Here is a 14,644-nt window from a genome sequence, read left to right as displayed (position 1 = left end):
CTATTCGTCAAGGAAAAAAGATTTTTCCTTGGTCTCATTTGATACTGACAATCACGGTGTTCTTATGGTAGGTTAGATATAACTAACGAAATTTTATCCCTTAAGGAGGTACGACCATGCCAAGTCATGTTATTTTGTTTTCCGGAGCCTCGGCTGTGGGCAAAACTGCTGTCCTCCGCAGTCTGCTTCCTCTTCTGGATCAAAGTGGTTTTTCTCCCTGTGTCTGTAAGATCGACTGCCTGCACAGCCAGGATGATGCCGTATTCCACGCCCTGGGCCTCCCCTGTGTGACAGGCCTCAGCGGCGATATCTGCCCAGACCATTTTCTTGTTTCCAATTTGCCGGAGTTATGGGACTGGGCCGACCGGTTGGGACGCCGCACCCTTATCATTGAGACCGCCGGATTGTGCCACCGCTGCTCTCCGGCCACGGCGAAAATGGCAGCAGGCTGCGTTCTGGACTGTACCGCCAGCTGCCGGGCACCGGATCAGCTGGGCCCCATGCTGACCCAGGCAGATTTTATTGTGCTGACCAAGACAGACATGGTGTCCCAGGCGGAGCTGGAGATTATTTGCTGGCGGGTCCGGCATTTGAATCCCACCGCCGCCCTGTTTCCCGTGGATGGCTTGGCCGGTTATGGCGTGGATCGTCTGGCCCTGTGGTTGCAGGAACGACCCGCCTGCGGCGATTTTGCAGAGGATGTGCTTCGCCACACCATGCCCAGCGGCGTATGTTCCTACTGTGTGGGTGAGCAGCGGGTGGGCAGTTCCTATCAGCAGGGCATTGTAGGTAAAATTTCCTTTGGAGAGGAGGTTCCTTCATGGACTGCATAACGATCTTGCCCGGTCGGGATAAACATGGCCAGCCGGAGCCCTTTTCCGCCATCGACCTGTATCGCGGCCATCTGTACACCATTGTTGGCAACACCGGTTCGGGAAAATCCCGACTCATCAAGGATATTGAACAGCTGGCCCAGGGGGATTCTGTGACAGGCCGCACGGTTCTTCTGGACGGTGCTCCTGTGTCCCGTGCCTGCCGGCAGACGATGTCAGGGCAGTTGGTAGCCCATCTGGGGCAGAACATGCGTTTTGTATTGGACACCACAGTGGAGGAATTTTCGTTGCTTCATGGCCAGTGCCGTGACCGGCAAGTGGATCCGGGCGAAATTTTAAAGCTGGTTAACACCATTACACCAGAGCCGGTGGCCCTGGAGCAAAGCCTCAATCAGCTGAGCGGTGGTCAGTCCCGGGCATTGATGATCGGAGATATTGCTCTGATCTGTGACAGTCCCATTGTACTGATTGATGAAATCGAAAACGCCGGAATCGATAAGGAAAAGGCGCTGGGTTTGCTGCGGCACCAGGAGAAACTGGTACTGGTGGTGACCCATGACCCCCACACTGCTCTCCTGTCGAAGCAGCGCATTGTTCTTGGCGGTGGTGCGGTCAAAGCCGTGGTAGATCGCTCTCCGGCAGAATCCGAACTGTATCGAACACTGGAAGAAGAATACCGTCGGCAGCGGCACTATCAAGCCCTGCTGCGGAAAGGAGCCCTGTTGGCATGACCCATATTTTACTCTATTGGAATCACATCTGTGTACTGCACCGGCAGGAAAAGGCATTTCTGGATACTCTGGCCCAGCGATTGCTGGCTGACAACATCCATCTGGAAGTGCGCTATTTTGGCCTGGGATATTCTGAACATCTTTCCGACTATCTGGCCCGGCCTGACGCCATTCTGCCCGATTTGATCGTTTCTGCCGACCTGGAGGTATTCGAGGATCCGGAAATTTTCTGCAAACTGCGGGATTCCTTGTATTCGGTCCGGGACTGGATACCTCTGCGTTCCGGTCCCATGCTGGATGCCGTGGAGCGTGGCCCTTTTCTGCTCCCCTTTCTGTCCATTCCCCTGGTCTATTACACCCGGGATCCGGAGTCTTGTGCCTGTACTGCTCTGCCGGATTGGAACGGTCTGGCCCTGGGCGGCATCAACAACTCCGCTGTCAAGACGGTGGTCAAAGCCGTGTGGGAACGGTGGGGCAGCCGTGCGGCAGAAACACTGCTGGAACGCAGCCTTGTAACCGATATGCCCATTGGCGCCTTCCATGCCGTACGGCAGAACCGCGCTCGAACTGCTCTGGTGCCCTCGCTCTACGCTCTGCGGGCCGATGGCCGGGAAACTTTTTTGCAGCTTCCAGCCGGGGGGCCTGTTTTAATCCCCTCCTATTTCTGCGCCCGTACCTCTCTGGCACAGCAACTGGCTCGCCGGATGGCAGAAGAAATTCTATGCCCGTCTCTCTGTGCGTTTTATGCATCCAACGGAGATCTGATCGTTTACCCGGAGCATGCACAGTCCAGAAGCCTCCAGGATGTCTCCATGGCCTGCTGTCCTTCTGCCTCATGGCTGGAAGCTATGACACATGATGACTTTTATCGGCTGTACTGCCGGAAGCTCCCTGGTGCGGTAGATTGGACACAACGTTCTTGAATGGCTTAAAACACCGAAAATGGCTGCAGCGATTGCTAGATCGCTGCAGCCATTTGTCTCTCCGGTATGGTTTCAGTTCTGATACAGCCGCACAGCCTGGGTGGCCATCCGCTGGCCATAAGTACGGAACAGGTCGGCAAACTGCTCCAGCTGCGGCGCAATGGCCATAGGGCCCAAATGGATCACGGGCATACCGTAGGACTGACCGCCGGAATAGGTCATCATACCGTCCACCATCAGATGAGTCAGAATACACTGGATGGCCAGATCGCCGCCGCCGTGGATAAAAGCTGCCGTCGCATAGGCACCAGCCAGCTTACCGGCTACCTGCAACTTGGCAGGACCGCTTTCCAGCCAGGTCTTCATACGGGCGGACAAGTAGCCGTTATAGGTGGGCGTACCCACGATAAGGCCGCAGCTGTTCTTTACATAGTCGGCGTCGATAGCATCGATGGAAAAAGCTTTGGCCTCCATCCCTTCTACAGAAGTGATGCCCTCGATAATGTACTTGGCCATCTCCTCAGTGTTGCCGGTCTTGGTATCGTACACAATGGAAATCTGCATGGTTCTTCCCTCTTGCTTTCTAAAGAATATCTGGTATACTTTTCATACCACTTACCAGTATATCAACTTTTACCACTCTGGCAAGAACGCAGTTTTTCTGAACATGGTAAGAAAATTCTGACCTGGAGGAACTCCCATGGACTCTTCATTTCACGATCTCTGCCCCCTGCGGCTGACCATGGACATCATCGGCGGCAAGTGGAAGCTGAATATTATCTGTCTGTTGAAGGACGGCAGACCATGGCGATACAATGCCATCAAACGGGCCGTACCCGGCATCACCAATGTCATGCTGGCCCAGTCCCTCAAGAGTCTGGAAGGCTACGGCATTCTCAGCCGCCAGCAGTACAACGAGGTTCCGGTCCGAGTGGAATACCAGCTGACCGATGCCGGTGTGGAGCTACTGGAGCTCCTGCGGCAGCTCCGGGACTGGGGCAATCAGCATATGCAGGAGTTTTCCAATCTGAAAAGCCATTGCCCACAGTGTTTACTGCAAGAGTAGTGCCTGTCAGCATAAATATAACCGGCGATAGCTCGACAGCAAATCGCCGGTTATACTTAACTCAGATGTCTCACAAATACCTACCCTTATTTGCATCTGGTCGGCTGCTTTTTTTCAGTTTGTTCTATACAATTAAACCATATTTTACTTTGATCCGGTCTAACTTTTCCAGCATAGGTTCCGCGGCAAACCACAGAAACAGCCAGGTTGCCATGGCGTGGATACAGTCAAACGGCATTCCCACGATATAGCTGCTCAGCAGCATGCCGCCTGTCAGCTCCCGGTTTGCCGTCAGGGCAGAAGCCGGATTCATGATACCGCCGTAAATCAGGATGGCGCAGAGAGCGCCAAAGACACACAGTGCCCCCCGCGTCCGCATCAGCAGCCCTTTCCGGAACAGGATACCGGCAAGGAATCCAATGATACCCATGGAAAACATCTGCCATGGCGCCAGCGGCCCCTGTCCAAACAGGACATTGGATGCCAGCATGGTCATGGCACCCACCAGAAAACCGGCTTCTCCGCCAAACGCCACGCCGGAGATGATAGTCACTGCCATCACTGGCTTGAACTGTGGCAGCATAAAAAAGAACGCCCGGCCCGCCACGCCAATGGCACACAGAACCGCCAGAATCACCAGCTCCCGGGCCTGGGGTTTGCGGCCTTCAAAGATCATAAAAAACGGGAGCATGGTCTCCAGCAGAATCAGAAGGGAGATAAAATAATACTTCTTTCCCCCCAGATAAGTGATGCCAATAAAGAGTGTTACAGGAATGAGCAGTATGATCAGAATGGTTGCTGCCAACGTACGTTTTGTCAGCTTCCGCTGTTCCTTTGGCGTCTGCCGCAAATAGTCTGGTCGGTGGCTGCGGCGCGTAATACAGACGGCAAACGCAAGTAGAGAAACACAAAATACGATGTACAGCAGCAGCTGTTCCCCCGCCAGGGTAGTCAGCCCCTCCGCAGTGACCAGCGTCGTCAGATCTGCCACGCCCATAAAGGAGAAAAACAATATCAGCGCAACGGCAGCGGACAATGCCGCCAGCAGTTTGCGCCACCAGGGCAGCTTTTTCGGCTTTTCCGCCGGGCTCCCCTCCTCCGGTTCCGGAAGCAGTGGGATATCCTCCGGCAGCTCCGGCACAGGCGGCAGCTGCCCGCCGCACAGGGCGATCACATCTTCCGGCGTGATGGCCTCCGACGCCAGTTCCCGTGCCATACGGTTGGCAGAAGTGGTGTAAAAGCTGTTGCCGGAAAAGAAGGCCCGAGGCGTCCCCTCTGCCACCGTACTGCCGTCAAAGAAGAGCGCACAGCGGTGAGCATATCGGGCACAGAATGCAATATCATGGCTGACCATCAGAATCGTAACACCGCGCCGCAGCAGCACCTGCAAGATTTCTGCGAAGATCTGCTTGAACTCCGCGTCCAGTCCCTTGGTGGGCTCGTCCATTAGCAAAATATCCGGGTTCAGCAGCAGGACCTTGCCCAAAGCTGCCCGCTGCTGCTCTCCACCGGACAGGTCGTAGGGGTGTCGGTCCAGCAGTCCCTCCAGACGACACAGAGCTACCACATGGGCAATACGCGCTGTCTCCTCCTCTTTGCTGCCGCCCAGAATTTCCGCCAGATCCTCCCGGACGGTCTTTTTGACAAAAAGCGTCTGGGGATTCTGGGGCAGAGCGCCCACAGTTCCACAGACGTGGACCGTACCGCGATAGGGTTTTAAAAGTCCGGCCAGCAGCTTCAAAGACGTTGACTTACCGGCGCCGTTACCTCCCAGCAGTGCATAGAATTCGCCTTTTTTCAGTGCAAGGTGAAATCCACGTACCACATCGGGACCGTCTTTTTCATACTTGAACCACAGCTCCGACGCTTCCAGAACCGGTTCTTCCGGATAGGTTCTGGTTGGTTCCGGCGGCAGCGTGCCCAGAGGATGGGCCGTACCATAGGCTGCCAGCCAGTCCTTGCCTTCCCGGACGGTGACTGGGCAGGGTCCCACCTGCTCCACCGCCGCCCACACCCGCATGGCCGTGGGCATGGCCAGAAACATGGCATGACCCTTTTCCCGCAGAGCCTCCCCCACCTCGGCAGGCGTGCCGCTGCAAAGGAGCCGTCCTTGCTCCATCACCGCCACACGAGTGGCCAGAGGGAAGGCATCTTTCAGTCGGTGCTCCGTCAGAAGGATGGTGGTGCCCAACTCTCGGTTGATGCGTCCCAGCGTGGCCAGAAAGTCCGATGCCGCGATTGGGTCCAGCTGGGATGTTGGCTCGTCGAGGATCAGCACCGAAGGCTGCATGGCCATGCATGACAGATGCTAGGTTGAGCAGCTGTTTCTGTCCGCCGGACAGTTCCGTCACGTTTTTATAGAACCAGCTTTCGATACCGAAAAAGGCCGCCATTTCCGCCACCCGCTGTCGGATCACCGGCGTCTCATAGCCCAGACTTTCCAGGCCAAAGGCCAGCTCATGCCAGACCTTATCGGTGACGATCTGGTTGTCGGGGCTCTGCTGGACAAAGCCGATTCGCTCCGCCTGCTGCCGCTGGTCCATAGAATCCAGTGGCTGTCCTTCAAAAAGAATGGTGCCGCTCCGGCGTCCATGGGGTGCAAGCACCGTTTTCAGCTGCCGCAGCAGCGTGGATTTTCCGCAGCCGGAGGGACCACAGAGCACCAGAAACTCTCCTCGCCGGACCGTCAGAGTCAAATGCTGCAAAATAGTCCCAGGCTGTTCCGGATAGGAAAAACAAAGGTCTTCGATTACAATGGTATCTGTCATGGATCACTCTCTTTCTTTTGGAGCAGCGCCTGCTGAACAGCAATGGCACTTGCCCGTTTCTCCCGGGTGCGGGACGTCAATTCATGGGTCAGCCATGCCGGTTTGATCCGCTCCAGAACGGGCAATATGGCAGCGTCCGTCCAGGGCTGGTGCTGGTCAATTTGCAGCACATGGGCATAATTGACGGCAAAGCGTTCTTCAAAGGATGCCGGCCATGCTTTCGGCAGCCGGCCGGTATGGCTTTTGACATAGCTGCCGCTGAGAGACTGGTGAAAGTGAATACCGCGAATCATGGAGCAGAGACTGCCGTGACGGTCCAGTATGGCGCTGATATAGGCGGCCCCCTCTGCCTGATTTTGCAGCTCGGCACAGCAATTCATCAAATGACCGGTATCCAACAGGATACCTTTATTGGCATAGTGAATACCATCCAGCAATCGCTGGGTCTGACTGGGTTCGGTAAAGGTAAAACCGGGCCACCACTGATTTTCCACCAGGAAGACAAAGGTCCACTGCTTTCCCGTCAGCAATTCATTGATCAGCTCCAGGGCAGCAGTGATGACTTGATCGTTGCTGTGGGAAAACCGATAGGTAAAGCACTCTTCCATCGAGACATCCGACACATGGAACACCACATATTGCGCCCCCAGCCGCTCGGCCCGTTCCAGGTCTTCACGGTACTGGCGCAGCAGCGTCTCCCGACTCAGACCACCGTATATGGCGGTAGCCTGAGCCAGAGAGCCGTATTTCTCCTTTAGCGCCGACCAATTCCCATTCCACAGGTCTACCCAATCGTGGAAGAAAATCAGGTGATATCCCTGTACCAGGCCCGCCGGGATATCCTCCGGAACCTCTTCTCCACTCCATATGGCCTCAATTCCATCACAGCTCAGATCCTGTATTTCCTGTTGCAGATCTGCCCAGTCACGATACTCCCCCAGTGTGCCAGAATAGAGCGGCAGACTCATACTCTGAATCATTTTACGGCCTCCTCACAATGCAGCGCACGCCACACACGGTCTGCATGGACATTGATGACCACCGGTGTCAGACACAGTCCTGCCCAAAATAGCAGCAGGCAGATTGTCACCGGCGTCAGCGACGCGCCCTTTATGGTTGGATAATACCGCCAGGAAAGGCCGCCTGTCAACGCTCCCCAGCCAAGAACGATGCCGCAGCAGCAAAACCACAGCAGAATCGTCTTATCCCGGTCATCAAAGCGATAGATGGAGAACGCCGTTCTGCCGGGCAAACCGTAGCCGCGGCTTTTCATACTGTCCGCTGTCTCAATGGCATTCTCCAGCGCCCAGGTGACCATGATGGAGAAGATAGTCACCGCGTTGCGGACCCGCCGCAGGAGACTGCCGTCGGACACATCCCGGCCCACACATCGCTGGGACTCACTGACCACATGGAGCTGTGCCTTGAACTTGGGTACAAAGCGCAGCGTCATGGACAGCACCAGAGAAAGGGCCGGAATCACTCTGCCGAAGAGATACACAAATTTATCCGAGGTCATCACCGCCGTATAGCAGGAAAACCAGGAGATGACCGCCGCCAGCATGGCGGCGGCCGAAACGCCGTAGAGGATGCTCTCCAACGTCAGTGGATTGCCTGTCGGCAGGTAGGTCAGGATGGTGACACCCTGATGATTGAAGGCCGGATTGACCACCAGAGTCAGCACCATCATCGGCAGGAGAAAGGCCAGAGAAAACCGCACCGCCCGCTGACCGTTAAGGTACACCGCATAGACCACGCTGCCGACTAAAGAGATCCCCAAAATGACGGGATGCAGGCAAAACATGGTCACCATCAGGACCAAAGCAAAATACAAAAAATTGATGACTGGGTGACAGCTGGAAAACGCATCCCTGTTCCGCATGGTCAGTTCGCTCCTCTGTTCTCCGTAAAGCCCCGCCCGACATCTTCACCCAGGTCACAGGTGTAGACCCACTCGACGACATCACCGTCTTGCAGCTGATAGCGGCTGCATCCATAGTTGGGGAACCAGTCGTTGACGCTGTACATCCAGCCGGACAGCTCGCCCACATCGAATTCATAGAGGTTATGAATGCCTTCGATATAGGCAGAGTTATACATGGGTGTGTCCTCAACCTCCATATGGATTTTTTGCTGCTTACAGGTGCGCTGCAGCACGTTAAAGACACTTTCTCCCTCATAGAAAGTGACGGTCATGGGCTCCAGAATCCAGCCATCCTCCGGCACCAGTTCCTTCTTCTCCGGAGCACAGAGGTCCAGATTGTCCAGAATGGTAGCGCAGGAGATGGAAATGGTGCAGCTGTATGCCGTTGTGCCAATCGTCACATCCTGCGGTTCCACCGGCAGCGGCTTGCCTTCCGGCACTGGGTCAGTCAAATACTGATCCTTTCCCGTCTCTGGGTCAATGACCATCTCCGGCTGCTCTTCCACTTGGGCCGGTTTCGGTTGTTCCTGCTCCTGCTGTTGGGAAGTGGTCGGAGCCGCAGTCTGTTCTGGGGCTGTGGGCTGCTCAGGCGCCGTGACCGTCGGTTCTTCCTTCGGCTCCTCCGCTGATGCAGGAGCTTCCTGCTTTTCCGCTTCTATTGGTCCTTCCGGTACCGGTTCCGCCACTGTGGGCTTCTCCATCTGCACCGGCTTTACAATCTCCTGAACATCGTCTTTCGGTGCAGACTGGGCTGTCTCATTGGCAGCAACGGTCCAGCCCCGTGCGCCGGGCGCGTTGCCGCCGTACCAGAACGCGCCGACCAGCACCGCGACGATTAAAAGCGGTGCAAGGACTTTCCATTTATGCTGTTTCCACCACATTGCAGGATTCTCCTTACAGCAGCTTGGCGCTGCCCAGCATCCGATGCAGCATCTCGGCGATCTCACACCGCAGGATGGCACGGTTAGGCTCTACATTCAGATCACTCTGATCGAGGATATCTTCACCATAGCAGAAGGCAAGGCTCTCCTGGGCCCACTGAGCAACGGTCACATAGTCGGTAAACTGGGCCAGTGTATTGAGAATTTCGTAGTTTTCCAGTTCCGTATCCATGCCGCAAAGCTTGGCAGCACGGGCCACCATGACAGCTGCTTCCTGCCGGGTGATCGTACCGCTCGGATTGAAGCGTCCGCTGCCAACGCCGGTGATGATACCGTAGGAATAGGCAGTGCCCACATAACCGGCATACCATGCATCGGCGGCCACATCGGTAAAGGCATTGGTAGCCTTGGGCGTCAGCCCTAAGGACCGCACGATGATGGCGGCAAACTCCGCACGGGTCATGGTGGCATTGGGATCGAAGCGGTTTTCGCCCTTGCCGTTGATGATGCCCCGGGACGCCAGATCCTCAATGGCCTTCTGGTTGGTATGGCCGGTCACATCGGCAAAGGAGACGCTGCCGCTGACGGGCACCGGTTTGACATCGGCGTGCTTACCAGGTAGACCGATCGTTTCCACTGTTACACCAGTAACATGGATTGTCACATCATTCATCTCGTAAAGGGCGCTCTTTCCGGTAACAGCCCGCTGGGCCGCCACCAGGCCATAGAGACCTTGCTCGCTGGCCATCTGATTGTCTCCACCACCGGCAGAGGTATGCAGGAAGCTTCCATCTTGATTTTGATAACTGAGCAAATTATCCAGCAAAGTATGGCCATTTTTTACAAAACGAGCATCCTGCAAATCGATTCCCAGGGCGCACAAGCCAACGATCACTTGTACAACGCTCTCGGAACTGCTGGTATTGTGACTGGCGTAGCCGCCATCGCTCTCCTGCAGATTGCTTAAACACGTCAATGCCCGATCAATGGCCTGCCGTACATTGGCCTGATCCTGATAACCAGCCAGAGCCTGCAGCGCCATGCCGGTGATATCCGGATCGCTTTGACCATCTCCGCCTTTGTCCGTTAGATTCCAACCGCCGTCCTCCAGCTGCCGCGAAAGAATTTCATCCACATACATCTGTCGTGTGGCCTGGGTGGCAGCTTTGTCATTTTGAGGCATGGCATAGTTGCCGGAATCCAAAGCAATCAGCGCCCATATGGGACCGTTGATGCCTTGCCAGATGGTCTTATCAAAGTCTCCCAAAGGCGTGAGCAGATTATAACCTGCCACATCAGCAGGGTTGGCGCCAATGGCGGTGAGGGCCACGATCACACGGGAATACTCTGTATATTTTTTATCGTGGAGATTGCCTTTGTGGTCCTCCACATAGTCCTCTACTGTATTATAATACTGGTCCCAGTAAGATTGCGGCACATCGCAGCCACTGCGTGCCAGACCGATCACGGCCCACTCCCCGCCCACGGAGCCCACTTGGGGCTCCTGGACGGTGCGCAGCATGTAGGCTGTGCTGGTTTCCATGGCAGTCTGCAATTCTGGTTTTGCCGCAGCAGATGGCAGGGCCAACCCTAACAGCAAAGTCAGCGACAACGCTGCTCCCAAAATCCGTTTCAATTGTCGTTTCATACGCATCGCTCCTTTATCTTGCTCCACTCATGATCAAGTCAACAGCGGCATCATTCGCATCAGCATCGCAGCTACCTCCGCACGGCTTGCCGTATCGGTTCCCATCTACCAAGCCACCGGTTCCCGCTCCAAAGCCTTTGCTTACTCTTTCCTGTCGGGTCTGGCCGAGCCGTTGGGCGCTCTGCTGGGTTGGCTGGTACTGCGTCCCATCATGAGCGATACAGTCTTTGGACTGCTGTTTGCCGGTGTGGCCGGCATTATGGTGTTTATTTCTTTTGATGAGTTGCTGCCCGCCGCCCGGGAATACGGCGAACATCATCTGTCCATTTACGGCCTGATCTCCGGTATGGTGGTCATGGCTATCAGTTTGCTCCTGTTCTTATAAGCCATCTGACACTATATGCAAAATCCTGTGGAACAAGTGTACATCTTGTTCCACAGGATTTTTTTGCGTCTACAAACGACTTCAACTGAAAAAATAGCAAAAAACTATGCCATAGTATCATTTTGAATCAATGGGCAATCATGGGTTGTATACGATCGCAAAGGTACTCTGCCACCTCGCGGTCATGGGTGATAAACAAGTATGACAAACCGTGCCGTTCCCGTAGCTCTCGTAGGATCTGCAAAATCTGAGCTTGCACAGAGATGTCCAACATGGAGGTCGGTTCATCCAGAATCAGCACTTTCGGCTGCAGCAGCAGCGCGCGGCACAAGCTTAGCCTCTGGATCTCACCGCCGCTAACTTGGTGCGGGTAACGGCTCAGCAGTTCCTCTGTCAGCTTGACCTGCTCCAGCAGCCCTGACAGAAGCTCCCGCTCCTTTGGTAGTCCGAAGATATCCAACGGTTCCAATAGACTCTGTATCAGCGTACGGCGAGGATCAAAAAACGCTTCCGGCCGCTGTGCAATCAACTGCACCGACTTACGAAACGGGCGCAGCGCTTTGCCATGCCAATGTGTGATCTCCTCACCGCAGTAGAATATGCTGCCTTGATCTGGTGCAATCAACCGCAGCAAAATACGGCCCAGCGTACTCTTACCGCAGCCAGAAGGCCCCATGAGCCCCAGCGTTTCACCACGGTGCAGTTGGATCGATACTCCGTCCAGTGCCCGATGGGGCCGACTGCCGAAACCGCCCCGGAAGGTCTTTTCGATCTGGCGTCCCTCCAAAATAATCTCATTCATATCGAAAACACCTCACCATCTGCTCCGGCTGCGGGTGATATGCCGCCGGACGCTCTCGGTGACAACGTTCGGAGGCATGGGGGCACCGTGGAGCGAATGGGCAGCCAGGCAGTCGTTCTCCGGCTTTGGGCGCCACACCCTGCAAAGGCTGAAACCCATGTTCCGGCAGGGCGTGGAGAAAGGCTTGGGTATACGGGTGGAGAGGCCTGTTCCATACGTCCGGCCCCAATTCCAAAATTTGGCCGGCATACATCACCGCCACCTGGTTACAAAGCCCTTGCGCCAAAGGAACATCATGGGTGATTACCAACATACTTTCCACTCCACGTTTTTTTAATGACAACAGCGTTTCCTGTACCTGTCCCCGCAGGTCCCGATCCAAACCTTTGGTCGGCTCATCCGCCAGAATCCAACGGGGAGAACAGGCAGAGCCAATGGCACACAGTACCCGCTGCTGCATTCCGCCGGACAGCTCATGGGGATATGCCCGGAGAATCCGTTCTGGTGCGGAAAAACCGAATGCATTCAACAGTTGCTTCGCCTGTTCCAGAGCGGACCGGCGGGACAACTTTCGCGGCAGCAGCGCCTCCAGCAAATGCGCTGCAATAGTTCTGGCAGGATTCAGAGAATCGGCAGGATTTTGGGGGATCAGGCCGATTTCCGTACCCAAACGGCGTCGGGCGTCCCGGGCTGTCAAAGGCATGCCGTCAAGATATATGTTCCCGCCAACCTGGGCATATGGAGGCAGCAGCCCCAGCAGGGCCAGGCCCAACACGGATTTTCCGCAGCCGCTTTCCCCGATAATACCAGTAATGGTTCCGGCGGGAAAATCCGCTGTGACGCCATCCACCGCCCGAATATCGGTGTTGGGCAAGCGGAAGGTCACAGAAAGGTCATGAAATTGCAGTCCGTTCCTCACAGATCGCGTACCTCCTGGCTGCGCACGTCCAGTCGGTTCCGCAAGGCATCTCCCAGCAGATTGATGGACAGCAGCAGCAAAAAAATGCACATGCCCGGCGCAATAATCAAGTGCGGAGCGCTGCGGTAGTTCAGCCGGGCATCGGAGATCATCACGCTCCAATCCGGTGTAGGCGGACGAATACCCAGCCCCAGGTAACTGAGCGAAGCAATGGACAGGACACAGCGCCCAACCCGACTGGTAAATAGCACCACCATGTTGCTCATCATATTCGGAATCACATGCAGCCACAACAGACGGCAGTTTCCTGCTCCCAGCGTCCGCAGCCCTTCTATATAGGATTCTTCTCGGATACGGAGTGTCTCTGTACGGACAATGCGGGAAAATCCAGCCCAGCTGGTCAACACCAAAGCCAGCAATAGATTGGGGATACCAGGTCCCAAAATACCGGCAATTGCGATCATGAGACAAGTGCCGGGAAGCCCTTGAAAGATATTGGCAGCGGCAGTGGTAATCCAATCTATCGCACCGCCGAACCATCCGCCCAGCACACCCACCAACATCCCAAAGGCCATAGACAGGGCCGTGGCGGCCAGTGCCACCAAAATCGACGCCCGGCCGCCGTACAGTACCCGGCTGAACAGGTCCCGTCCCAGGGCGTCAGTACCCAACGGATGGGCTACAGAAGGCCCTTGCAGCCGCACCGCCATATCGGTGGCATTGGGATCGTAGGGAGCCAGAACAGGCGCCAGAAGATTGGAGAGCAGAAGGATAGCCAGCAGCGTGACCGCAAAGACCATTTGCGGATCGTGTTTCTTCATATACTTCTCCTTTCCAGCCGAACTTTTGGGTTTAATACCATGCTGGCTGTATCCACCAGCAAGGTGACGCCCACATAAATAGCGCCAGCCAGCAGCACATAGCCTTGCAGTGCTGGATAGTCGCGGTTGGAGATGGCCTCCAGCGCATAACTTCCAATACCGGGCAGCGCAAAGATGGACTCGACAATCACCGAACCGCCCAGCATCCCTCCTAAAGAGTTTCCAAGAAGCGCCACTGTAGGTACAATGGCGTTGGGCAAGGCATTGCAGATCACCAGCCGCCAAGGACGGATGCCACGGGCGGCGGCAGCCGTACAGTATTGCTTGCCGAATTCTGCCAGCAGAGCGGAGCGGGTCAGCCGGGCCGCCATAGCGGCACTGGCAGAAGACAGTACCACCGCCGGAAGCACCATATACCGCAATCCACCGTTGCCACTGGTGGGCAGCCATCCCAACGTCTCCGCAAAAAGAAGAATCAATCCTAGAGCCAGCCAGAACGCCGGCACAGACAGCTGTATATTGATCCATGTTTTGATGAGACGGTCTGGCCATCGTCCGCGATAAGCAGCTGAGAGGCAGCCCATGGCAATGCCTGTCACGCAGGCCACCACCATGGCGCAGGCCGCCAGTTTTAGGGTTACCGGCAATCGACGAGCCAGCTCTTCCCCCACTGCACGCTGGCTGTGGTAAGAGGTTCCCAGGTCTCCGGTGAGGACGCGCCCGACCCAACGCACATATTGGGCTGCATACGGTGCATCCAGGCCCATCTGCTGTTCCAACGTTTCAATCTGCTCCTGTGTGGGTTCATATCCCCCTTGACTGAGGGCAATCTCTGCGGGATTACCCGGAGAGATCACCCCCAGTACAAAGGCAATGAGGGAAATGCCCAGGAGTACTGGGATCAATGAGAGAACTTTCTGTATCAGATAACGGCTCATATCCG

14 protein-coding genes and 2 pseudogenes are annotated in these 14,644 nt (G+C 55.7%); 5 read left to right on the top strand and 11 right to left on the bottom strand.

The genetic code is table 11. The annotated features are described in order from the left end of the window. Positions 1 to 116 precede the first annotated feature (116 nt). The 3 genes from ACTQ33_RS12850 to ACTQ33_RS12840 are packed head-to-tail and all read left to right on the top strand — an operon-like array spanning position 117 to position 2,487. Positions 117 to 833, top strand: a complete 717-nt coding sequence (locus tag ACTQ33_RS12850; protein ID WP_441464999.1) for a GTP-binding protein — start codon at positions 117 to 119, stop codon at positions 831 to 833. Then, positions 821 to 1,564: an ATP-binding cassette domain-containing protein gene (locus ACTQ33_RS12845; protein WP_441464998.1), complete on the top strand. Its 744-nt coding sequence runs from the start codon at positions 821 to 823 to the stop codon at positions 1,562 to 1,564. Before ACTQ33_RS12850 ends, ACTQ33_RS12845 begins: the two co-directional genes overlap by 13 nt. After that, positions 1,561 to 2,487 carry a hypothetical protein gene (locus tag ACTQ33_RS12840; RefSeq protein ID WP_441464997.1) on the top strand — a complete coding sequence of 309 codons (927 nt, stop codon included), beginning with the start codon at positions 1,561 to 1,563 and terminating at the stop codon, positions 2,485 to 2,487. The genes ACTQ33_RS12845 and ACTQ33_RS12840 overlap by 4 nt, the downstream gene beginning before the upstream one ends. A gap of 72 nt (positions 2,488 to 2,559) precedes the next feature. Here the strand turns inward: ACTQ33_RS12840 and ACTQ33_RS12835 are convergent, their stop codons facing one another. Then, positions 2,560 to 3,051, bottom strand: a complete 492-nt coding sequence (locus tag ACTQ33_RS12835) for a flavodoxin family protein (RefSeq protein WP_441464996.1) — start codon at positions 3,049 to 3,051, stop codon at positions 2,560 to 2,562. 136 nt (positions 3,052 to 3,187) lie between these two features. Between ACTQ33_RS12835 and ACTQ33_RS12830 the strand changes: the two genes are divergently transcribed. Then, positions 3,188 to 3,553 carry a winged helix-turn-helix transcriptional regulator gene (locus ACTQ33_RS12830; RefSeq protein ID WP_441464995.1) on the top strand — a complete coding sequence of 122 codons (366 nt, stop codon included), beginning with the start codon at positions 3,188 to 3,190 and terminating at the stop codon, positions 3,551 to 3,553. Between the two features lie 124 nt (positions 3,554 to 3,677). Here ACTQ33_RS12830 and ACTQ33_RS12825 read toward each other — a convergent pair whose 3' ends face one another. From ACTQ33_RS12825 to ACTQ33_RS12800, 6 genes and pseudogenes are all read right to left on the bottom strand, one after another. After that, entirely contained in the window at positions 3,678 to 5,849 is a 2,172-nt protein-coding gene (locus ACTQ33_RS12825) for an ATP-binding cassette domain-containing protein (protein WP_441464994.1), read from the bottom strand. A 55-nt stretch (positions 5,850 to 5,904) separates the two neighbouring features. Then, positions 5,905 to 6,321: pseudogene (locus ACTQ33_RS12820) on the bottom strand (ABC transporter ATP-binding protein); the annotation flags it as partial. Then, complete coding sequence (locus ACTQ33_RS12815) at positions 6,318 to 7,301, bottom strand: TIM barrel protein (RefSeq protein ID WP_441464993.1); 984 nt, start codon at positions 7,299 to 7,301, stop codon at positions 6,318 to 6,320. The gene ACTQ33_RS12815 and the pseudogene ACTQ33_RS12820, both read right to left, overlap by 4 nt. After that, positions 7,298 to 8,203 (bottom strand): energy-coupling factor transporter transmembrane component T, encoded by a 906-nt coding sequence (locus ACTQ33_RS12810; RefSeq protein ID WP_441464992.1) that lies wholly within the window; start codon positions 8,201 to 8,203, stop codon positions 7,298 to 7,300. Before ACTQ33_RS12810 ends, ACTQ33_RS12815 begins: the two co-directional genes overlap by 4 nt. A 2-nt stretch (positions 8,204 to 8,205) precedes the next feature. Beyond that, entirely contained in the window at positions 8,206 to 9,126 is a 921-nt protein-coding gene (locus ACTQ33_RS12805) for a DUF4430 domain-containing protein (RefSeq protein WP_441464991.1), read from the bottom strand. A 13-nt stretch (positions 9,127 to 9,139) separates the two neighbouring features. Beyond that, positions 9,140 to 10,669: an S-layer homology domain-containing protein gene (locus ACTQ33_RS12800; RefSeq protein ID WP_441464990.1), complete on the bottom strand. Its 1,530-nt coding sequence runs from the start codon at positions 10,667 to 10,669 to the stop codon at positions 9,140 to 9,142. Positions 10,670 to 10,859: 190 nt separating this feature from the next. Here ACTQ33_RS12800 and ACTQ33_RS12795 point away from each other — a divergent pair. Beyond that, positions 10,860 to 11,159 (top strand): annotated as a pseudogene (locus tag ACTQ33_RS12795) (ZIP family metal transporter); the annotation flags it as partial. Positions 11,160 to 11,286: 127 nt separating this feature from the next. Here the strand turns inward: ACTQ33_RS12795 and ACTQ33_RS12790 are convergent. The 4 genes from ACTQ33_RS12790 to ACTQ33_RS12775 are packed head-to-tail and all read right to left on the bottom strand — an operon-like array spanning position 11,287 to position 14,639. Then, positions 11,287 to 11,961 carry an ABC transporter ATP-binding protein gene (locus ACTQ33_RS12790; protein ID WP_441464989.1) on the bottom strand — a complete coding sequence of 225 codons (675 nt, stop codon included), beginning with the start codon at positions 11,959 to 11,961 and terminating at the stop codon, positions 11,287 to 11,289. After that, positions 11,954 to 12,880, bottom strand: coding sequence for an ABC transporter ATP-binding protein (locus ACTQ33_RS12785; RefSeq protein WP_441464988.1), 927 nt, complete (start codon positions 12,878 to 12,880; stop codon positions 11,954 to 11,956). Before ACTQ33_RS12785 ends, ACTQ33_RS12790 begins: the two co-directional genes overlap by 8 nt. Further along, positions 12,877 to 13,701, bottom strand: coding sequence for an ABC transporter permease (locus ACTQ33_RS12780; protein ID WP_441464987.1), 825 nt, complete (start codon positions 13,699 to 13,701; stop codon positions 12,877 to 12,879). The genes ACTQ33_RS12785 and ACTQ33_RS12780 overlap by 4 nt, the downstream gene beginning before the upstream one ends. After that, positions 13,698 to 14,639 (bottom strand): ABC transporter permease, encoded by a 942-nt coding sequence (locus ACTQ33_RS12775; protein ID WP_441464986.1) that lies wholly within the window; start codon positions 14,637 to 14,639, stop codon positions 13,698 to 13,700. Before ACTQ33_RS12775 ends, ACTQ33_RS12780 begins: the two co-directional genes overlap by 4 nt. Between the last annotated feature and the right edge of the window lie 5 nt (positions 14,640 to 14,644).

The sequence above is a fragment of the Candidatus Avoscillospira sp. LCP25S3_F1 genome (genome assembly GCF_052117125.1).
In the GTDB taxonomy this organism is placed as follows: Bacteria; Bacillota; Clostridia; order Oscillospirales; family Oscillospiraceae; genus Avoscillospira_A.
This window is presented reverse-complemented; position numbering and strand designations above follow the sequence as displayed.